General features: G+C 67.7%; 15 protein-coding genes and 2 tRNA genes. 9 read left to right on the top strand and 8 right to left on the bottom strand.

Annotated elements, in window-relative coordinates:
• Genes ACQPYH_RS12665 through ACQPYH_RS12640 form a run of 6 tightly spaced genes read left to right on the top strand, consistent with a single transcriptional unit; the run spans window position 1 to window position 7,235 of the window.
• A complete protein-coding gene (locus ACQPYH_RS12665) occupies window positions 1–1,023 on the top strand; it encodes a Gfo/Idh/MocA family protein (RefSeq protein WP_432890372.1) in 1,023 nt (340 codons plus the stop codon).
• Complete coding sequence (locus ACQPYH_RS12660; protein WP_432890369.1) at window positions 1,020–2,972, top strand: heparinase II/III family protein; 1,953 nt, start codon at window positions 1,020–1,022, stop codon at window positions 2,970–2,972. Before ACQPYH_RS12665 ends, ACQPYH_RS12660 begins: the two co-directional genes overlap by 4 nt.
• Entirely contained in the window at window positions 2,972–3,781 is an 810-nt protein-coding gene (locus tag ACQPYH_RS12655) for an amidohydrolase family protein (protein ID WP_432890367.1), read from the top strand. Before ACQPYH_RS12660 ends, ACQPYH_RS12655 begins: the two co-directional genes overlap by 1 nt.
• Window positions 3,778–4,578 (top strand): amidohydrolase family protein, encoded by an 801-nt coding sequence (locus tag ACQPYH_RS12650; protein ID WP_432890365.1) that lies wholly within the window; start codon window positions 3,778–3,780, stop codon window positions 4,576–4,578. The genes ACQPYH_RS12655 and ACQPYH_RS12650 overlap by 4 nt, the downstream gene beginning before the upstream one ends.
• The gene (locus tag ACQPYH_RS12645; RefSeq protein ID WP_432890362.1) at window positions 4,571–5,917 is read left to right on the top strand and encodes a hypothetical protein; all 1,347 of its coding nucleotides are present in this window, start codon (window positions 4,571–4,573) and stop codon (window positions 5,915–5,917) included. Before ACQPYH_RS12650 ends, ACQPYH_RS12645 begins: the two co-directional genes overlap by 8 nt.
• A 19-nt stretch (window positions 5,918–5,936) precedes the next feature.
• On the top strand, window positions 5,937–7,235 hold the full coding sequence (locus ACQPYH_RS12640) for an aspartate aminotransferase family protein (protein WP_432890359.1): 1,299 nt from the start codon (window positions 5,937–5,939) through the stop codon (window positions 7,233–7,235).
• 61 nt (window positions 7,236–7,296) lie between these two features.
• On the opposite strand, the gene clpX is transcribed toward ACQPYH_RS12640, so the two are convergent.
• The 5 genes from clpX to ACQPYH_RS12615 form a co-directional block, all read right to left on the bottom strand.
• Complete coding sequence (clpX, locus tag ACQPYH_RS12635; RefSeq protein WP_432890356.1) at window positions 7,297–8,589, bottom strand: ATP-dependent Clp protease ATP-binding subunit ClpX; 1,293 nt, start codon at window positions 8,587–8,589, stop codon at window positions 7,297–7,299.
• Between the two features lie 135 nt (window positions 8,590–8,724).
• A complete protein-coding gene (locus ACQPYH_RS12630; protein ID WP_130438828.1) occupies window positions 8,725–9,336 on the bottom strand; it encodes an ATP-dependent Clp protease proteolytic subunit in 612 nt (203 codons plus the stop codon).
• A 31-nt stretch (window positions 9,337–9,367) separates the two neighbouring features.
• Window positions 9,368–9,991, bottom strand: a complete 624-nt coding sequence (locus ACQPYH_RS12625; RefSeq protein ID WP_432890353.1) for a ClpP family protease — start codon at window positions 9,989–9,991, stop codon at window positions 9,368–9,370.
• Window positions 9,992–10,353: 362 nt separating this feature from the next.
• Complete coding sequence (tig, locus tag ACQPYH_RS12620; RefSeq protein WP_432890350.1) at window positions 10,354–11,754, bottom strand: trigger factor; 1,401 nt, start codon at window positions 11,752–11,754, stop codon at window positions 10,354–10,356.
• A gap of 78 nt (window positions 11,755–11,832) precedes the next feature.
• Window positions 11,833–11,905 (bottom strand) — tRNA-Pro (locus ACQPYH_RS12615).
• A gap of 110 nt (window positions 11,906–12,015) precedes the next feature.
• Here ACQPYH_RS12615 and ACQPYH_RS12610 point away from each other — a divergent pair.
• Window positions 12,016–12,086: transfer RNA gene (locus ACQPYH_RS12610), tRNA-Gly, on the top strand.
• A 249-nt stretch (window positions 12,087–12,335) separates the two neighbouring features.
• Entirely contained in the window at window positions 12,336–12,761 is a 426-nt protein-coding gene (locus tag ACQPYH_RS12605) for an SMI1/KNR4 family protein (protein ID WP_432890347.1), read from the top strand.
• Here the strand turns inward: ACQPYH_RS12605 and ACQPYH_RS12600 are convergent.
• Together ACQPYH_RS12600 and ACQPYH_RS12595 are read right to left on the bottom strand one after the other, a co-directional pair.
• Window positions 12,751–13,080, bottom strand: a complete 330-nt coding sequence (locus tag ACQPYH_RS12600; protein WP_432890344.1) for a hypothetical protein — start codon at window positions 13,078–13,080, stop codon at window positions 12,751–12,753. The two genes, ACQPYH_RS12605 and ACQPYH_RS12600, sit on opposite strands and share 11 nt — an antisense overlap.
• Window positions 13,081–13,151: 71 nt before the next feature.
• Entirely contained in the window at window positions 13,152–14,225 is a 1,074-nt protein-coding gene (locus ACQPYH_RS12595) for an alpha/beta fold hydrolase (RefSeq protein ID WP_432890343.1), read from the bottom strand.
• Window positions 14,226–14,287: 62 nt separating this feature from the next.
• Between ACQPYH_RS12595 and ACQPYH_RS12590 the strand changes: the two genes are divergently transcribed.
• Window positions 14,288–14,845, top strand: a complete 558-nt coding sequence (locus ACQPYH_RS12590) for a TetR/AcrR family transcriptional regulator (protein ID WP_432890341.1) — start codon at window positions 14,288–14,290, stop codon at window positions 14,843–14,845.
• 15 nt (window positions 14,846–14,860) lie between these two features.
• Here ACQPYH_RS12590 and ACQPYH_RS12585 read toward each other — a convergent pair whose 3' ends face one another.
• Entirely contained in the window at window positions 14,861–16,723 is a 1,863-nt protein-coding gene (locus tag ACQPYH_RS12585) for a hypothetical protein (RefSeq protein ID WP_432890338.1), read from the bottom strand.
• Between the last annotated feature and the right edge of the window lie 57 nt (window positions 16,724–16,780).

The raw sequence follows: 16,780 nt of genomic DNA, 5'->3' as shown, positions 1-16,780 counted from the left end.
GTGTTGCGGATTGGGATTGTCGGGGCCGGAATCATGGGGCGGGGCAACGCGTTGTCGTTGTCCGGCCGGTCCGACGCCGAGATCACGGCGGTGACCAGCCGGTCGGCGGATTCGGCCGGGCGGCTGGCCGACGAGATCGCCGCACGTGGCGCGCGGCGGCCCACGATCCACCCCGACCTCGACGCGCTGCTCGCCGACGATTCGGTGGATGCCGTCGTACTCACGACTCCGGATCACGTGCACGGCGAGATGATGGTGCGCGCGGCCGAGGCCGGGAAGCACATCCTGGTCGAGAAGCCGATGACCACGTCGATCGCGGAGGCCGACGCCGCGGTGAAGGCGATCCGCGAGAACGAGGTGATCGCGATGTGCCTGTTCAACCACCGCTGGGTTCCGGCGTACGCACAGGCCTACGAGCTGCTCGCGGATCTCGGCGAGGCCGCGGTCGCGTACGCACGCAAGGACGACACGATCTTCGTGCCGACCGAGATGTTGTCGTGGGCCGATCGCACGACGTGTGCGTGGTTCCTGTCCAGCCACGACATCGACCTGGTCTCGTGGCTGCTGCGCGATCAGGTACGCCGGGTCTACGCGACCGCGCGCTGGGGCAAGCTGCGGTCGCTCGGCATCGACACCCCGGACGCGATCCAGATCCAGGCGGAGTACTCGCGCGGCGCGGTCGCCACGTTCGAGTCGGCGTGGATCTATCCGAACACGTTCCCGACCACGGTCGACTCGTACGTCGCGGTGATCACCGACAACGGCGTCGTACAGCTCGACCGGCAGAAGGAGAGCGTCGTACTGGCTCGTCCGGAGGGCTACAGCTATCCGCGGAACATGCTGCAGCGGGTCATGCACGGGATCCCGGCCGGTGCGTACGCCGACGCGATCGCGCACTGGGTCGACTGCTGCCAGACCGGGCGGCAGCCGCTGATCACGATCGAGAGCAGCCGCGACGTGACCGCCGTACTCGAGGCCGCGCATCTGTCGATCGAGACCCGGCAACCGGTCGATGTCGCATGAGTGTGGGTCCGGAGAAACCACGGCATATCGACGGGCGGATCAATCAGATCGGAACTGACGACCTGTTGAAGGCGTTCGGGTCGCCGGCGGAGGATCTCGCCGGGCTGCGCGCTTTCGTCGGGTCACGCATGCAGCGTCCGGCCTGGCCGTTGCCGGACTCAGCTGACGGCGTACTCGAAGCTGCAGCGCCGTTGCTTGATGGCGTGGACGTGACCGGGCTGGGCAAGGGCCGGTCGCAGCTGTACGGCTTCCACTACCTCGGCTGGCTGAAGCCCGGCGTTGATGCCTGGTTGCTGACCGGCGACGAGCGCTATCTGCGGGCCTTCGAGCGGCACCTCGACGAGTGGGTGGAGCGGCGCGACTCGGTCACCGGCGAGTGGCCGGGGCTGGACGTCATCTGGTACTCGCTGGGCACATGGGCGCGCTGCCGCAACCTGCTGCCGACGCTCGAAGTACTGACTCCGTCGTCGCTGTCCGATCGCGCGTGGGGTCGGCTGGTCGCGACGCTGGTCGGTGGAGCCCGCTGGGCGTACGACGAGCATGACGTTTTCCGGCACGGGAACTGGCAATTGGTGTGCGCGACCGAGCTGCTGCATATCAGCGCCGTACTGCCGTCACTCGTGGAGTCGGCGGCCTGGGCGTGGCGTGCGCGGGAGCGGATCGAAGAGCACCTCGCTTTGGACATCTATCCGGATGGCGGGCACTACGAGCGGTCGCCCGGGTACCACGGGATGGTGCTGAGCGCGCTGCAAACGGCGGCGCGGATCGACTCGGGGGTTGCGGGTCATCCCCGGTACGCCGCGATGCATACCTGGTTGCGCGAGTTGGTGTCGTCGGGTGGATGGGTGCCGCATCTGCAGGACAGCGGGATCGTCTGGCCTGCTGCGATGTTGGAGCGTGGCGGTTCGCTGCCTTTGGAGTTGCCTTTGGCAACTTTCTTGCCGGAGTCGGGGTACACGATCTTGCGGAGTGACGAGCTGCGGGCCGTGATCAATCACGGGCCGCATATCGAGCATGAGCTGGAGTCGCACTCGCATCGTGCCGTACTGGATCTTGTGCTGGACGGCGGGGGCGAGCCGTTGCTGTGGGAGGCGGGCGGTCCCCCGAGCTACGACGATCCCGGCTATGTGAGCTGGTACCAGTCAGGTCGGGGCCACAACACGGTCCTCGTCGACGATCGCGAACTGTCGACGGATCGTCGGGTCTCGGTCGATCCGCTCATCGACACCGGTCCGGTGGCGGTCTTCTCGGGACGGCATCACGGCAACGGGCTGGAGCAGGCGCGCACGATCGCGATGGTGCGCGAGGAGCCGGCGTACGTCGTCGTGACGGACAGGGCGAGCGGCCCGCACACCTTCCGCGCGCTGTGGCATGCGCTTCATCCCTGGCAGCAGGTCGGGCCGCTCGCGTACGCGGCAGGGCGGCTCCTGCTGGTGGAGGCGGGTGATCCGGCGACAACCGTCGTCGGCACCACGGAGGGCACCGCCCGGCGGCCGGTTCTGGAGTCTCAGACGGCGGAGTACGGGCCCTTGCACTCGCTCAGCTTGGAACGCTCGAGCGGCGACTTCACAACCGTTCTCGTGCCGTCCGCGGACGACGTTGCCGTCACCCGAGTAGACGGTGAACTACTCGTCACCAACGGACCCACCATCGACCGCATCGGCGCCTCCACCTGGATCCGCTCCGTCAACGGAAAGTTGTCCTGGGCAACCGGTTGGCAGGTGCGGGAACTGCCGTCGCTGGTCCGCTCCACAGAAGACATCACCATCCTTGCCGAGTCGACGCGGTACGAGGTCACCTGCTCGGCACGCTGCGAGCTGTCTGTGCGCGCTACCGGCGAGCTCCGCCTCAACGGCATCGTGATCGACGCGGCGATCGAGGACGGATGGGCGCACTTGACGTTGCCGTACGCGGGCCGCTGGACTGTTGAATCGGGGGATGGTTCGTGATGAGTGATGCGGTGACTTGTGGGTGGTTCGACGCGCGGGTGGTGACCGGCGCGCATCCGGCCAGTTTGCAGCCGGCGACCGATCGGGATGCGGTTGCCGCGCATCTTGACCGGTTCGAGCTGTCAGGCGCGCTGGTGAGTGCGATGGCCTCCTGGCTGCACGACCCGATCGGCGGCAACGCGGAGGCGTCCGCCCTCGCGCACAGCCTGGCCGATCGCGGCGTACTCGCGTGCTGGAGCGCGGTGCCCGCAACCCCGGGCGAACTGGACTCGCTGACGGAACTGGTGGAACGCGCCGTCGACGACGGCGTCGCGGCCTTCCGGATCCACCCGGCGTCGCACGGCTTCTCCCCCAGCCTGCTCGACGAGTTGTACGCCGCGCTGCAGGCCAACCGTCTGCCCTTGTGCATCGACTCGGCGGAGATCGCCTGGACGGACCTGTCGACGATCGCCACCCGGTATCCCGAACTGCCGATCATCGTGTCGAACCTGGGCTACCGGAAGCTGCGTGAACTCTGGGCAGCGCTCTCCGGGCATTCCAACCTGCACGTGGACCTCGTCGACTTCGCCTCGCACCAGGGCGTCGAGTGGCTGGCCGCCCATGGCCTCGCCGACCGGCTGCTGTTCGCGACCGGTTTAGGCCTGCGCGACCCAGGCGAGAGCGTCGTCCGGCTGGCCTGGTCCGGCCTCGACGACGCCACGATCCACCAGGTCGGATTCACCAACGCAACCCGCCTCTTCGGCGCCCCCGACACGCCCCGGCAGTCCGGCCCGCGCGACGTGCGGAGCACGGCGGGAGGTTGGTTGTGATCGGGCGCAGGCCGACGCACCGGATCATCGACGTCCACGCGCATCTCGGCCCGTACTCCTTGTTCTACATCCCGGACCCGGACGCCGCCACGATGGTCGCCGTGATGGACCTGACCGGCACCGACGTCACCGTCCTCTCGGCCAATCGCGCGATCCAGCAGGACGCGCACCTCGGCAACTCGCAATCGCTGGCCGCCGTCGACGCGCATCCGGGACGCATCGCGGCGTACGCGGTCATCAACCCGTGGCAGGACCCGGAGCGCGAGCTCGAGCGGCTCGCGGCCGACGAGAGGTTCGTCGGGATCAAGGTGCACCCGTCGCTGCATCGCTATCCAGTCACCGGGGCGCGGTACGCCGCGGTCTGGGAGTTCGCCGAGTCGACCGGCTGTCCCGTGCTCAGCCACTCCGAGCACCAGTCGCCGTACGACGCTCCGGCGATGTTCCAGACGGTCGCCGAGCGCTACCCGGGTGCTGCGGTCATGCTCGGCCACGCCGGTATCACCCCGGCCGGCGTAGCCGAGGCGATCGAGGCCGCGAGCCGGTACGAGTCGCTCTGGCTGGAGGTGTGCGGCTCGCAGATGACCGGGCCGATGATCGGTGCGATGGTCGCGCAGGTGGGCAGCGGGCGGGTCCTGTTCGGCTCGGACTTTCCCTTCATCGACCAGCGGATGTCACTGGGCAGAGTGGTGTGCGCCCCTTTGACGGAGAGTCAACGTCAAGATGTTCTCAGCGGGAATGCCCGCAAGCTGTTCCGGTGGCGGCCGCTACCGGGAGAACGAGGGGTTGACGATGAGTGACGATACCGAGCCGGCGGCGGGTGAGCGGGTGCCGGCAGTGACCGTTGGACTGTTCGGGCCACGTCGTCTGGTGAAGACGATGGCCGAGGTCGGGCAGGAGGTCGCGGAGCGGTCCGCGCACGGCGTGCGGTTCCTCACCGGCGGGTACGACGACCAGTCCGAGGCCGAGGAGCGCTACCTGAGGCTGCGCGACCGGATCGACTCCGCCGTCTTCCCCGGCCCGTGGGCGTTCGACCTGGCGACCACTGGCCACTGGCTGACCGTCCCGTCCACCCACCTCCCACTGACCGGCGCCGCGCTGTACGCCGCCCTGCTGCGTGCCTCACTGACCATCAAAGACGTCGACCTGAGCCGGGTCAGCATCGACTCGCTCTCCCTGGCCGACGTCACCGAGGCGTACGCCGAGATCGGCCTGGACACCGCACAGGTATATGACGTCCCATACGACGGGCCGGAGTCGGTTGACGGCTTCGCAGCGTTCCACCGGGACAAGTGGGAGCGTCAGCACACCACGGTCGCGCTGACCACGATCCTGTCCGTGGAGCGCGAGCTGCGAGCAGACGGCGTACCGGTGCTGCGGATCGCGCCGACGCGGTCGAGTGTGCGGGACGCGCTGGAGACCGCCGTACTGCTCGGTCAGGGCACGCGGATGGGAGCGCACCAGCTGGCGATGATCGCCGTACAGGTCATTCCTTCGGGAGCGGAGTCCGGCGACTACTGGCAGCAGGAGCTGGCGCTGTCGACCCACCAGAAGCTGTTGTCCGAGGCACGGCAGGTCGGTGCGTCGGTGACGCGCCGGTCCGACACGCTGTTCCTCGTCACCACCACACACGGCGCACTGGTCCGGCTGACCGAGCAGTTCACCGTTGCACCCTTCCTGAGCGCCTTGACGGCGCAACTCGGCGTACCGGTCGCTGTGGGTGCTGGCACTGGCCAGACTGCTCGTGCAGCTGAGGCAAACGCGCTGATGGCTGTGGAGGAGTCAGTTGCTGCAGGCGGCAAGGTCGCGGTGTACCTGGACGGTGGCAGCGACCGGCTGGACCTGGAGCCTGGGCCTGCGACAGCTGACGCTGCACCTGTTGACAGCGCTCCGCTCGATCAGAGGGCGCTGGAGATCGTCACGTCGATCGCCTCCGCCATGAGTGCCACACCGGGCCGGCAACTCGTTGTCGACGTCGAGAGCGTCGCCGCGATCATGCAGGTCACCCAACGCACCGGACGCCGCATGCTGAAGGAGCTGGTCGAGGCCGGACTCGCGTGGCCGCTGCCGCCGGCTCGGTCGACCGGCGGTGGCCGTCCCCGCCAGCAGTTCCGCTTGCTGACCGAGAAGCTCGACTGACGCCCCTTTGGAGGCACCCGTGCAGAGAACCCACGACCACGCCGACCGCCTGTACCAGCGTGCCCAGAAGGTGATCACCGGTGGAGTCTCCAGCGACGCCCGACGTGCCGACCGGCCCCTGTTCGTGGACCACGCCAGCGGCGCAGAGCTGTGGGACGTGGACGGCAACCGCTACCTGGACTACGTGCTCGGTCAAGGCCCCAACCTCCTCGGCCACGCCGCACCAGTTGTCGCCGATGCCGTCTCGACCCAGGTACGCCGTGGCGTCGCGTATGCCGCACAGCACGAGCTGGAGGCACGGGTCGCGGAGCGCCTCTGCGCCATGGTCCCCGCAGCGGAGCTGGTTCGCTTCAACAGCGTCGGCTCGGAGGCGGTGCACGGTGCGATCCGCCTGGCCCGCGGTCACACCGGTCGGCCGAAGATCGTGAAGTTCGAGGGCAACTACCACGGCTGGCTCGACCCGGTGCTCTACAGCGTGCACCCGGACCTCGCGCTGGCTGGTGACGCCCGGCATCCCACCGCAGTCGGCGGTACGGCGGGCCAGCCGCGCCACGACGCCGACGACCTGATCGTGCTCCCGTACAACGACCTGGCCGCTGTTTCGGACGTGTTGTTGCGGTGTGGCGACGACATCGCCGCCGTCATCCTCGAACCCCTGCTGTGCAACACCGGCTGCATCACGCCTCGACCCGGCTACCTCGAGGCGCTGCGGGAGCTGACGAGGCAGCACGGGTCGTTGCTGATCTTCGACGAGATCATCACCGGCTTTCGCGTGGCTCCCGGCGGTGCGGGCGAGCTGCTCGGCGTCGTACCCGATCTGGCAGCCTTTGGGAAAGCGATGGCCGGCGGGATGCAGGTGTCCGCGCTGGTCGGATCGGCGGAGGTGATGGGGACGATTGCCGACGGCAAGGTGGCGCACGCGGGGACGTTCAACTCGCACCCGGTCGGGATGGCGGCCGCCGACGCGGTACTGCGTGAACTCGACGAGAACCGCGACGACGTCTACCCATCGCTGAACGCGACCGGCCAACGGCTGATGACCGGCCTGCGCGCCGCAGCTGCCAAGCACGGCGTACCGCTGCTGGTGGACGGTCCGGGCCCGGTGTTCCAGACCTACATCACCGACCAGGCCGAGGTGGTCGACTACCGATCGTTCGCTGCCTGCGACCGGGGCGCGATGGCTCGGTTCCACGCGGGCCTGTTCGCCGCCGGGATCAACATCGTCCCGCGTGGACTGTGGTTCCTGTCCACCGAGCACACCGCGGACCAGGTCGACGAGACTCTTGCGGCAGCGGACTCAGTGCTTTCTTCCCTGTAGACGAGAAGGAGGCCGGAGTCCGCCGTACAGCGGACTCCGGCCTCCCTTTCGTCGTGTTCTGTTACGCGCTCTTCTCGCGGCGCTTGGTGCGCTCGAGCTGGTCACGCGGGATCAACGTCGGGTTGACGTTCTCCAGTACGACGTCGCCGGTGACGACGACCTTGGCGACGTCCTCGCGGCTAGGCACCTCGTACATCACGTTGAGGAGGACCTCTTCCATGATCGCCCGCAGACCACGGGCGCCGGTGCCGCGCAGCAGCGCCTGGTCCGCGATCGCCTCGACCGCGTCGTCGCTGAACTCCAGCTCGACGTTGTCGATCTCGAACAGCCGCCGGTACTGCTTGACCAGCGCGTTCTTCGGCTCCGACAGGATCTTGATCAGCGCGTCGCGGTCCAGCGGCGACACCGTCGTGATGACCGGGAGCCGGCCGATGAACTCGGGGATCAGCCCGAACTTGAGCAGGTCCTCCGGCATGACATCGGCGTACCCGCCGAGCTCTTTCGGCTTCTCCGGCTCGCGGGAGGCGTTGAAGCCGAGGGTCTTCTTGCCGACCCGCTGCTCGACCATGTGGTCCAGACCGGCGAACGCGCCGCCGACGATGAACAGCACGTTGGTCGTGTCGATCTGGATGAACTCCTGGTGCGGGTGCTTGCGGCCGCCCTGCGGCGGGACACTCGCGGTGGTGCCTTCCAGGATCTTCAGCAGCGCCTGCTGGACACCTTCACCGGAGACATCGCGGGTGATCGACGGGTTCTCGCTCTTGCGGGCGATCTTGTCGACCTCGTCGATGTAGATGATTCCGGTCTCGGCCTTCTTGACGTCGTAGTCCGCCGCCTGGATCAGCTTGAGCAGGATGTTCTCGACGTCCTCGCCGACATAGCCGGCCTCGGTCAGCGCCGTCGCGTCCGCGATCGCGAACGGGACGTTGAGCATCCGGGCCAGCGTCTGGGCGAGGTAGGTCTTGCCGCAGCCCGTCGGGCCGATCAGCAAGATGTTGGACTTGGCCAGCTCGACGGCCTCGTCCTTCGCGTGCCGGCCGGCGCTCGAGGCGCCCTGACCGTCGCGAACCCGCTTGTAGTGGTTGTACACCGCTACTGCGAGCGCCTTCTTCGCCACGTCCTGTCCGACGACGTACGCGTTGAGGAAGTCGTAGATCTCCCGCGGCTTGGGAAGCTCGGTGAGACCGACCTCGGAGCCCTCGTTCAGCTCCTCCTCGATGATCTCGTTACAGAGATCGATGCATTCGTCGCAGATGTAGACGCCGGGACCGGCGATGAGCTTCTTGACCTGCTTCTGACTCTTTCCACAGAACGAGCACTTGAGCAGGTCACCGCCGTCACCAATGCGTGCCACCGGGACAGATCCCTTCTATGCGCAGTCGGACCGTTTCGACGGTACCCCGTCGTGGGCTAAAAAACCGCGCTCGCCACCGGGTTGTGACTACGCCGGTGGCGAACGCGTCGAGCTCTTGACAGGCCGTCGGCCGGGTCAGACGCCGGCCGGGACCGGGGTCTTGAGGGTCTGCAGGACGTCGTCGATCAAGCCGTACTCGATGGCCTGCTCGGCGGTCAGGAACTTGTCCCGCTCGATGTCGCGGGAGACCTCCTCGCGGGACTTGCCGCTGGAGTCGGCCAGCATGGTCTCCAGCAGCGCACGCAGGCGGAGAATCTCGTTCGCCTGGATCTCGATGTCGGAGGACTGGCCGTAGGTGCCCTCGGTGGCCGGCTGGTGAATGATGATCCGGCTGTTCGGCAGGGCGAGGCGCTTGCCCGGCGTACCGGCCGCGAGCAGCACAGCCGCCGCGGACGCCGCCTGGCCGAGGCAGACCGTCTGCACATCCGGCTTGATGTAACGGACGGTGTCGTAGATCGCGGTCAGCGCCGTGAACGAGCCGCCCGGGGAGTTGATGTAGATGCTGATGTCGCGGTCGGAGTCCATCGACTGCAGGCACAGCAGCTGCGCCATCACCGCGTTCGCGATCTCGTCGGTGATCGGCGTGCCGAGGAAGATGATGCGGTCCTCGAACAGCTTCGTGTAGGGATCGATGCGGCGCATGCCGTACGACGTGCGCTCCTCCCACTGCGGGATGAAGTAGTTCATTGTGCGTCCTTAACTGAGACGGAGTGGGAGATCAGGAGTTCGGGCTGCCCTGGCTGAGCTGGGCGGCGCTGGTGACCACGTGGTCGATGAAGCCGTACTCCTTGGCCGCGTCGGCGGTGAACCAGCGGTCGCGGTCGGCGTCGTTCTCCACCTGCTCGAGCGGCTGGTTGGTGTGCTCCGAGATCAGCTTGAACAGCAGCGCCTTCAGGTGCAGCGACTGCTCGGCCTGGATCTTGATGTCGGAGGCCGTACCGCCCATACCGCCGGACGGCTGGTGCATCATGACCCGGGTGTGCGGCAGCGCGAACCGCTTGTTCTTCGCGCCGGCGCAGAGCAGGAACTGGCCCATCGAGGCGGCCAGACCCATCCCGACCGTGGCGACGTCGTTGGAGATCCACTGCATGGTGTCGTAGATCGCCATGCCTGAGTCCACCGAGCCACCCGGCGAGTTGATGTACAGCCAGATGTCCGCGTTGGGGTCCTGAGCGTTCAGCAGGAGCATCTGCGCGATGATCGCGTTCGAGTTGTCGTCGCGAACCTCGGAGCCCAGGAAGATGATCCGGTTTTTCCGCAGCTCGCGGTAGATGTCGTCGTCTTGTCCGCCGGATCCGTTGCCGCCCGCGGCGGTGGGGCTGGCTGCAAATGTCTCGTTCACGAACCCGACATTACTGGTCGACGGCGACAGACCTAAGGCTGGGCCGTAGGTGTTCGCTCACGGCGCATCCTCATGCCTGATCTGTCTGCTGTCTGTCTGCTGTCAGCGAATTCGGGACGTATTCACCAGCCGCACAGAACAACGGATCCGGGCTCGTCGACCGCTTCCTCGTCAGGTACTTCGGAGAGCTCAGGACGGTCGACCTCAGGCTCCTCCAGCAGCGCGGTCACACCCGCCTCCTCGCTCGGAAATCGTTTCACCAGCCACGCTAGGCGGTCCAGCCGTCGGTTTCCTTGCAGCCGGTTCGCAAAATGCGAACGGCCCGGAACCCATCGCTGGGTGCCGGGCCGTTACGCCGTGGATCAGGCCTTCGCGGGCTCCGCGACCGGGGCCTCGGCGTCGGACGCCTCATCGGCGCCCTCGGCCTCGGGGTCGGCGTACGTGCCGTCGGGCTGCAGGGTCTTCAGCTCGACCGTGTTGCCGGACGCGTCGGTGACCGTCGCGTTCTCGACCAGGTAGGCCAGCGCCTTACCGCGGACGACCTCGGACACCAGGCTCGGGACCAGGTTGTTCTCGACCGCGTGCTGGGCGAACTGGTCCGGGCTGACGCCGGAACGCTGCGCGTGCCGGACGATGTGCTCGGTCAGCTCCTGGTCGTTGACGCTCAGCTCCTGCTGCTCGGCCACCAGATCCAGCACGAACTGCGCCTTGATCGCGTCCTCGGAGCGCTTCTTCAGGTCCTCGTCGAACTCGTCCTGGGACTGCTCCTCACCCTCGAGGAACTGCTCCATCGTCATCCCGGAGTACCCGAGCTGCTGCTCCAGGTTCTCCTTGCGGGCGGCGAGCTCGTCGGTCAGCAGACCCTCGGGCACCGGCACGTCGACCAGCGTCAGGATCTTCTCCAGTACGGCGTCACGCGCCTCGCCGGCCTGCTCGAGCCGCTTGCCGCGCTCCAGCCGGGTCCGCACGTCGGCGGTCAGCTCATCCGCGGTGTCGAACTCCGAAGCGGTCTGCGCGAACTCGTCGTCGAGCTCCGGCAGCTCCTGCTCCTTGACCGCGGTCACCGTCACCTCGACGTCGACGTCGTCGCCCTTGAGCGCACCGCCGACCAGCTGGGTGACGAACGTCTTCTTCTCGCCGGCGCTCAGACCGGTGACCGCCTCGTCCAGGCCGTCCAGCAGCTGACCGCTGCCCACCTGGTACGACAGGCCGGTCGCCTGCGCCTCCTCGACCTTCTCGCCGTCCTTGCTGGCCGACAGGTCCAGGGTGATGAAGTCCTTGTCCTGCACCGCGCGCTCGACCGGGTTCAGCGAGCCGAACCGCTGCCGCAGGCCCTCGATCTGCTCGTCGACCTCGTCGTCGGAGATCGCGAGGTCCTCGACCTGGGCCTCCAGGCCCTCCAGGTCCGGCAGGGTGATCTCCGGGCGGACCTCGACCTCGGCGGAGAACTGCAGGCTCTCCTTGTCGTTGAACTCGGTCACGTCAACCTCGGGCCGGCCGATCGCCTTCACCTGGTTGTCGCTGACAGCCTGCGAGTAGAGCTTCGGGAGCGCGTCGTTGATCGCCTCCTCGAGCACAGGGCCGCGGCCGACGCGCTGGTCGATGACCTGCGGCGGGATCTTGCCCTTGCGGAAGCCCGGCACCTGGATCTGCTGGGCGATGCTCTTGTACGCCGCGTCGAGGCTCGGCTTGAGCTCCTCGAACGGCACCTCGACAATGAGCTTGACCTTCGTCGGGCTCAAGGACTCGACGGTGCTCTTCACGGTGGCGGTTCTCCTTGATTCGATGACATTGCCAGCACGGGCGACGGCCCGGACCGCAGCAGAGCTGCAGGGGGTTTGTCGGGGCGACAGGACTCGAACCTGCGGTCTCCTGCTCCCAAAGCAGGCGCGCTAGCCACTACGCTACGCCCCGCAGTGACCGGAGAAGTCTAGCCGCCCCGAACCACTGCTCGCGCCACCGGGCTCCCGAAACCCATTTTGAGTCCACCCCCCGGTCTGTGGAATCATGTTCCGCAGCACCACGCGGGTGTAGCTCAATGGTAGAGCCCCAGTCTTCCAAACTGACTACGCGAGTTCGATTCTCGTCACCCGCTCTCGGACGATGGGCGAGCCGTGCCTGCGAAAAGCGCAGGCCAGCTCGCCCTCGTCATTTGTGCGCCCTCGCTCCGCTCGGCGCGAGCGGGGGCTCCGCCACCCGCACCCCCTGCGCCTTCGCTGCGCTCGGCTCTTGGCTCGGGTTTTGCGCTCGGCTCTTGGGTCGGGTTTTGCGGTGGGCTCGGGTGCTGGGTCGGGCGTGTTTGGCTTGTGGGTTCGTCGGGGGCTGGCGTGAGAGCCTGCTTGGTATGGACGCGGCCGCCTGGCTACAAACACTGCGGACTGGTGACGACGGCTTGAAGTTGCAGGGTCCCGCGGATCCTGGCGAGATTGCGGCGGTTGAGCTTCGGCTCGGGGTCGCGTTCCCCGGTGAGTTGCGCGGACTGTATGAGGTGACGGACGGCATCTTCGACAAACCGGGTGAGTGGTTTGTGATGTGGCGGCTTGTAGACGTCGCCCGCTGGAACCTTGAAGCCTGGAGCGGATGGGAGTCCGAGGCTCGCCGGGAACTGCTTGGCTTCGGAGACGACGGCGCCGGGGATCCCTTCTGTGTCGCACTGGACGGGAAGCCGACCATCTTCACTTGGTCGCCTATCGAGCAGGAAGCGCGACCACTCGCACCGAGCCTTCGCGAATTCTGGTTGGGGTGGGTGTCCGGGCAGATCAAGACCTGACGCGCCCGGCGGCTTTGGTCCGGCCTGCTCCACAGATCAGTCGGGCGAGGGTGACGTTGCTGATTGCGGCGAGGGTCCACAGGAGGATGAGGACTGGGAGCAGGGCGTTTCCGTCTACTGGGTCTGCTAGGCCTAGCAAGATGGGTGGCACTGAGGCTAGGTAGCTCACGTAGGGGACTGCGAGGCCGACTAGTGCGGTTCCTAGCCAGAGGAACCTGATCAGGTCGAAGTCCACGGCGTAGACGTAGATCGCGAAGGCGAGTACGGCGAGCACATAAATTGCCCCACCGAGCCACCCGGTCCTGCTGTTCCCCGTCACGAATCGTCTATCGCGATGGGCGGTCGACCGTTACCACGGGCGGTGATGAGGGAGGTTGCTGGCGGCAACCTTTAGGTGGGCGGGAGGACTGTCCGGAGGATGGCGGTGAACTCGGCCGGCTTCTGGAGGTAGCCGGCGTGGCCGCCTGGGAAGACGGTTACCGCAGTACGGCGGAGGGCGGCGAGGGCGGTTGCGCTGAGGGGGCCGACCAGGGTGGGGGCTTCTTCGCCTGCGCCGATGACGATTGAGACAGGGCACGTGGCGAGCGCATCGCGGTCCGGCCGGTACCGGTGCAGTGGTAGCGCCACTCGGCGGAGGAACGCAGCACGCACCTCATCCATGGAACCGCCGGACCCGTCGACTGCCGGCGCGACGGGCCCCTCGGGCGGAAGCCCGGCGGGCAGAGGACCGGCGACCGTGGGCCCCGCGAGCGCTGGTGCTGCGGGCGCGGGCACGGCGAGCACAGGCGCGACGGGCGCCTCGGGCGTAGGCCCGGCGGGCGTGGACTCGGCGACCGTCGGCCCCGCGAGGGCTGGTGCTGCGGGCGCGGGCACGGCGGGCACAGGCGCGATGGGCGCCTCGGGCGCGGGATCGGCGGGCGTGGGGGTGGTGGGGGGTGGTGGTGCGGGGGTGGCGAGGGATTTGGGTGGGGTGGGGAGGCCGGTGAGGGTGGATAGGAGGGGGGTGGCGGTTGTGGGGGTGGCTGTTTGGAGGTGGGTGGTGATTTGGGACTGGGTGGTGGTGATCTGGTCGCGTTGGGGTGGTGGGAGGAGGTGTGGGAGGGGTGGCTCGTGGGCCAGGAGGGTGCGGATGCGGTTTGGGTGGCGGAGGGCTAGTTCTAGGGCTTGGACTGCGCCGTTGCTGGTGCTGGCTACGTAGGCCGGCTCGGGGGTGATGGCGGCTAGGACGGCTGCCGCGTCGTCGGCATCGTCGGCTACCTCGACGGGCGCGTCGGGGGCGTCCACGGTGCTTTCGCCGAGGCCTCGGCGGTCGTAGGTGATGACGGTGTACGACGGCTCCAGCAGGTCTCGCAGTACGCCGAGGCCGCCGCCTTCGGCTGCACCGCCCAGCAAGAGCAGAATCGGGCCGGAGCCACCGGACCGGATACGGAAGCGTGCGCCTGGAACCTCGATGAACTCGTCCATGATCGGCAGCATACGCAAACTTGCGTGGCGCGCAAATATGCGTGCTGCGCTACTATTCGGTTGTGAGTGGACTTCGGGAGCGGAAGAAGGTGGCGACGCGGGCGGCGCTGGGGGCGGCTGCGCGGGGCCTGGCGGTCGAGGTGGGGACGGAGAACGTCCGGGTCGCGGATATCGCTGACCGGGCCGGCGTTGCGCCGCGGACTTACAACGGGTACTTCGGGAGCCGTGAAGAGGCGATCTGTGCGCTGTACGCCGATCGCGCTGGGCGGATCGCGGATGCGTTGCGTGCTCGTCCCGCTGATGAACCGCTGCTGGCAGCCATCACCGCGGCGATCACAGCGGAGTTCCTCGGTCCCGATCCGGACCGGGCCGCGCTGCGCCTGATCACCCGTGAGCCCGCGCTCCGCGGCGAGTACCTGAAGGACCTCAGCACCCTGGAAGCCCCGCTGGCAGCCGCCGTCCAGGACCGCCTCCCCGACCCCCTAGCCGCCACCGCGGTAGCAGCCGCCACAGTCGCCGCCACCCGAGTAGCCCTCACCCACTGGCTCGACTCCGACAACGACGAGTCATTCCCCCACCACGTCACCCAAGCCCTCCAAGCACTCGCCAACCTCAGCTAGCGGGCGCGGCTTGGGTTATGGGGCGCGGAGGAAGGCTATGGCGTCTATTGAGGCTGGGGCTGTGGTGGTGGAGATGATTTTGAGGGCGCCGGTGCGGAAGACGGTGGTGGGGAGGTAGGTGACTACTCGGCTTGTGGTGGTGGCGGCCAGGGAGACGGTGCCGATTTTGATGTTGGCGTGGTAGATGTCTACGCGGCCTTGGCCGGGACCGTGGAGCGCTACTAGGGCTATGCGTTGGCCCGCTTCCGTGGCCTTGGTCAGGTAGGCGCCGTTGGCTTTGAGGATGGTGGTGGTGCCCTGGAAGGCGAGGGTGCTGGTGGTGCGGGTGACGGTGCCGGCGGAGGTCAGGGCGCGGTCGTCCTCGGGGGCTACTGAGCAGATGGGGGCGGCCCAGGCGGACAGGTTGCCCAGGTAGTCGCGGGACCGGACCATGAAGCACTCGTCCCACCCGAGGCGGGGCGCCCAGGTGATCGACGTGATGCGCGTGTTCTGCCAGGTGGCCGGGTAGATCCACTTGCCGAGCGCCGCACCCGGTGCGGCGGTCTTGTACACCACGTCGTACGACGCGATGTCGGTGTCGTCCTTGTAAGCCCACCGAACAGTCGCGGTCCCGGTCAGCTGCACCCGATCGCCGATCCGCCAAGTCACAAGTGACGGCGCAGTCCCATCGACCTCACTGCAGTACGACGCACTCCACGCGCTCACATTGCCCGCATAGTCACGCGCACGGACCGACCAGCACGTATCCGTGCCGATCGGCGCAGTCAGACTCGCTGCAGTCGTCTTCAGCCCCTGCCACCCCGGCACCAGATTCCAGGCGCCGTACGGCGACGTCCGGTTCGGGCGCTGCTGGATGCGCAGGTCGTAGCTCAAAACGCCGGTAGCAGGCGAGTTCGGGTCCTGCGGGTCGGTGAAGGCCCAGTCGAAGGACAAGCTGGTGTTGTCACGCACCCGGTCGCCGGCCGACGCACTGGTCAGTACGGGAGCAAGCGTGTCCGGGTGCTGCTGCGGATCCGGGGTCAGCCAGCTCAGCGTGATCACGCGGGGATTGCCGTCCGAGTCGGCGTACACGATCTTCGCCAGACCGGAGCCGTCCGCGCGGAAGCTGGGGCTGGCGGTGCGGATCGGTCCGTACCTGCGCTGACCGAAAGCCGGATCGTTGAGGTCGGTGACCAGCAGGTCCGATCCAGACGCCTGCACAGCAAAGCCGTTGCCCAGCTGGGAGTCCGCGGCCACGGACAGGTTCCGCGGCGGCTGCGGGCCTGCAACGTCGACAACCTGGTTGCAGCCGCTCAGCACAGCCCAGCGGCCATTCACATTGGACGGGCCGACGGTGCACGCGCTGGCGACGAGCAGGCTCTTCACGGCACCGGTAGTCAGGTTCTTGCCGTCCAGATGCCCCGGCGACGTCACCTTCCACACGGTGTCGCCGGACATGGCGAACGGCGGGGCATAGTCGGCCAGCTTGGTCTTGGAGGCGACGTCGTACACCGCTGCGGTCGCTCCGGCCGGCGTACGGTCCGAGACGAGCTTGCCGCCCTTCCCGAGCACCACCTCGTCCGCAGCGGGGAACGTGAGCCCGCCGACCTTCGCAGTACTCCCGTCGAACGTCAGCAGCGCAGTCCCCTCGACCTGCAGCGGCTTGCCGACGTTCGTACCGCCAGAAGCGGTCCAGGTGGTCCCGTTGTTGCTGGTCTCGTAGACCGGGTTCGACACGACCACGCGGGCGCCGGACATCCCCACGTCGACGGCAGACCGCCCCGGGACCAGCACCCCCGCCCCCAGGTGCGGTGGCGGGTCGGCAGCCATCACCTGCGATGCCGACAACGGCAGCAGTACGACGGCGCACACAGCCGCGGCCTTGACCCGAAAGCTCACCACGAGAGACCCCCCAGTACTCCGAAGACAACGGGCCGCACCCTAGCCAGTAACCAC

The organism is Kribbella sp. CA-245084 (genome assembly GCF_050942355.1).
Classification (GTDB): domain Bacteria; phylum Actinomycetota; class Actinomycetes; order Propionibacteriales; family Kribbellaceae; genus Kribbella.
This window is presented reverse-complemented; position numbering and strand designations above follow the sequence as displayed.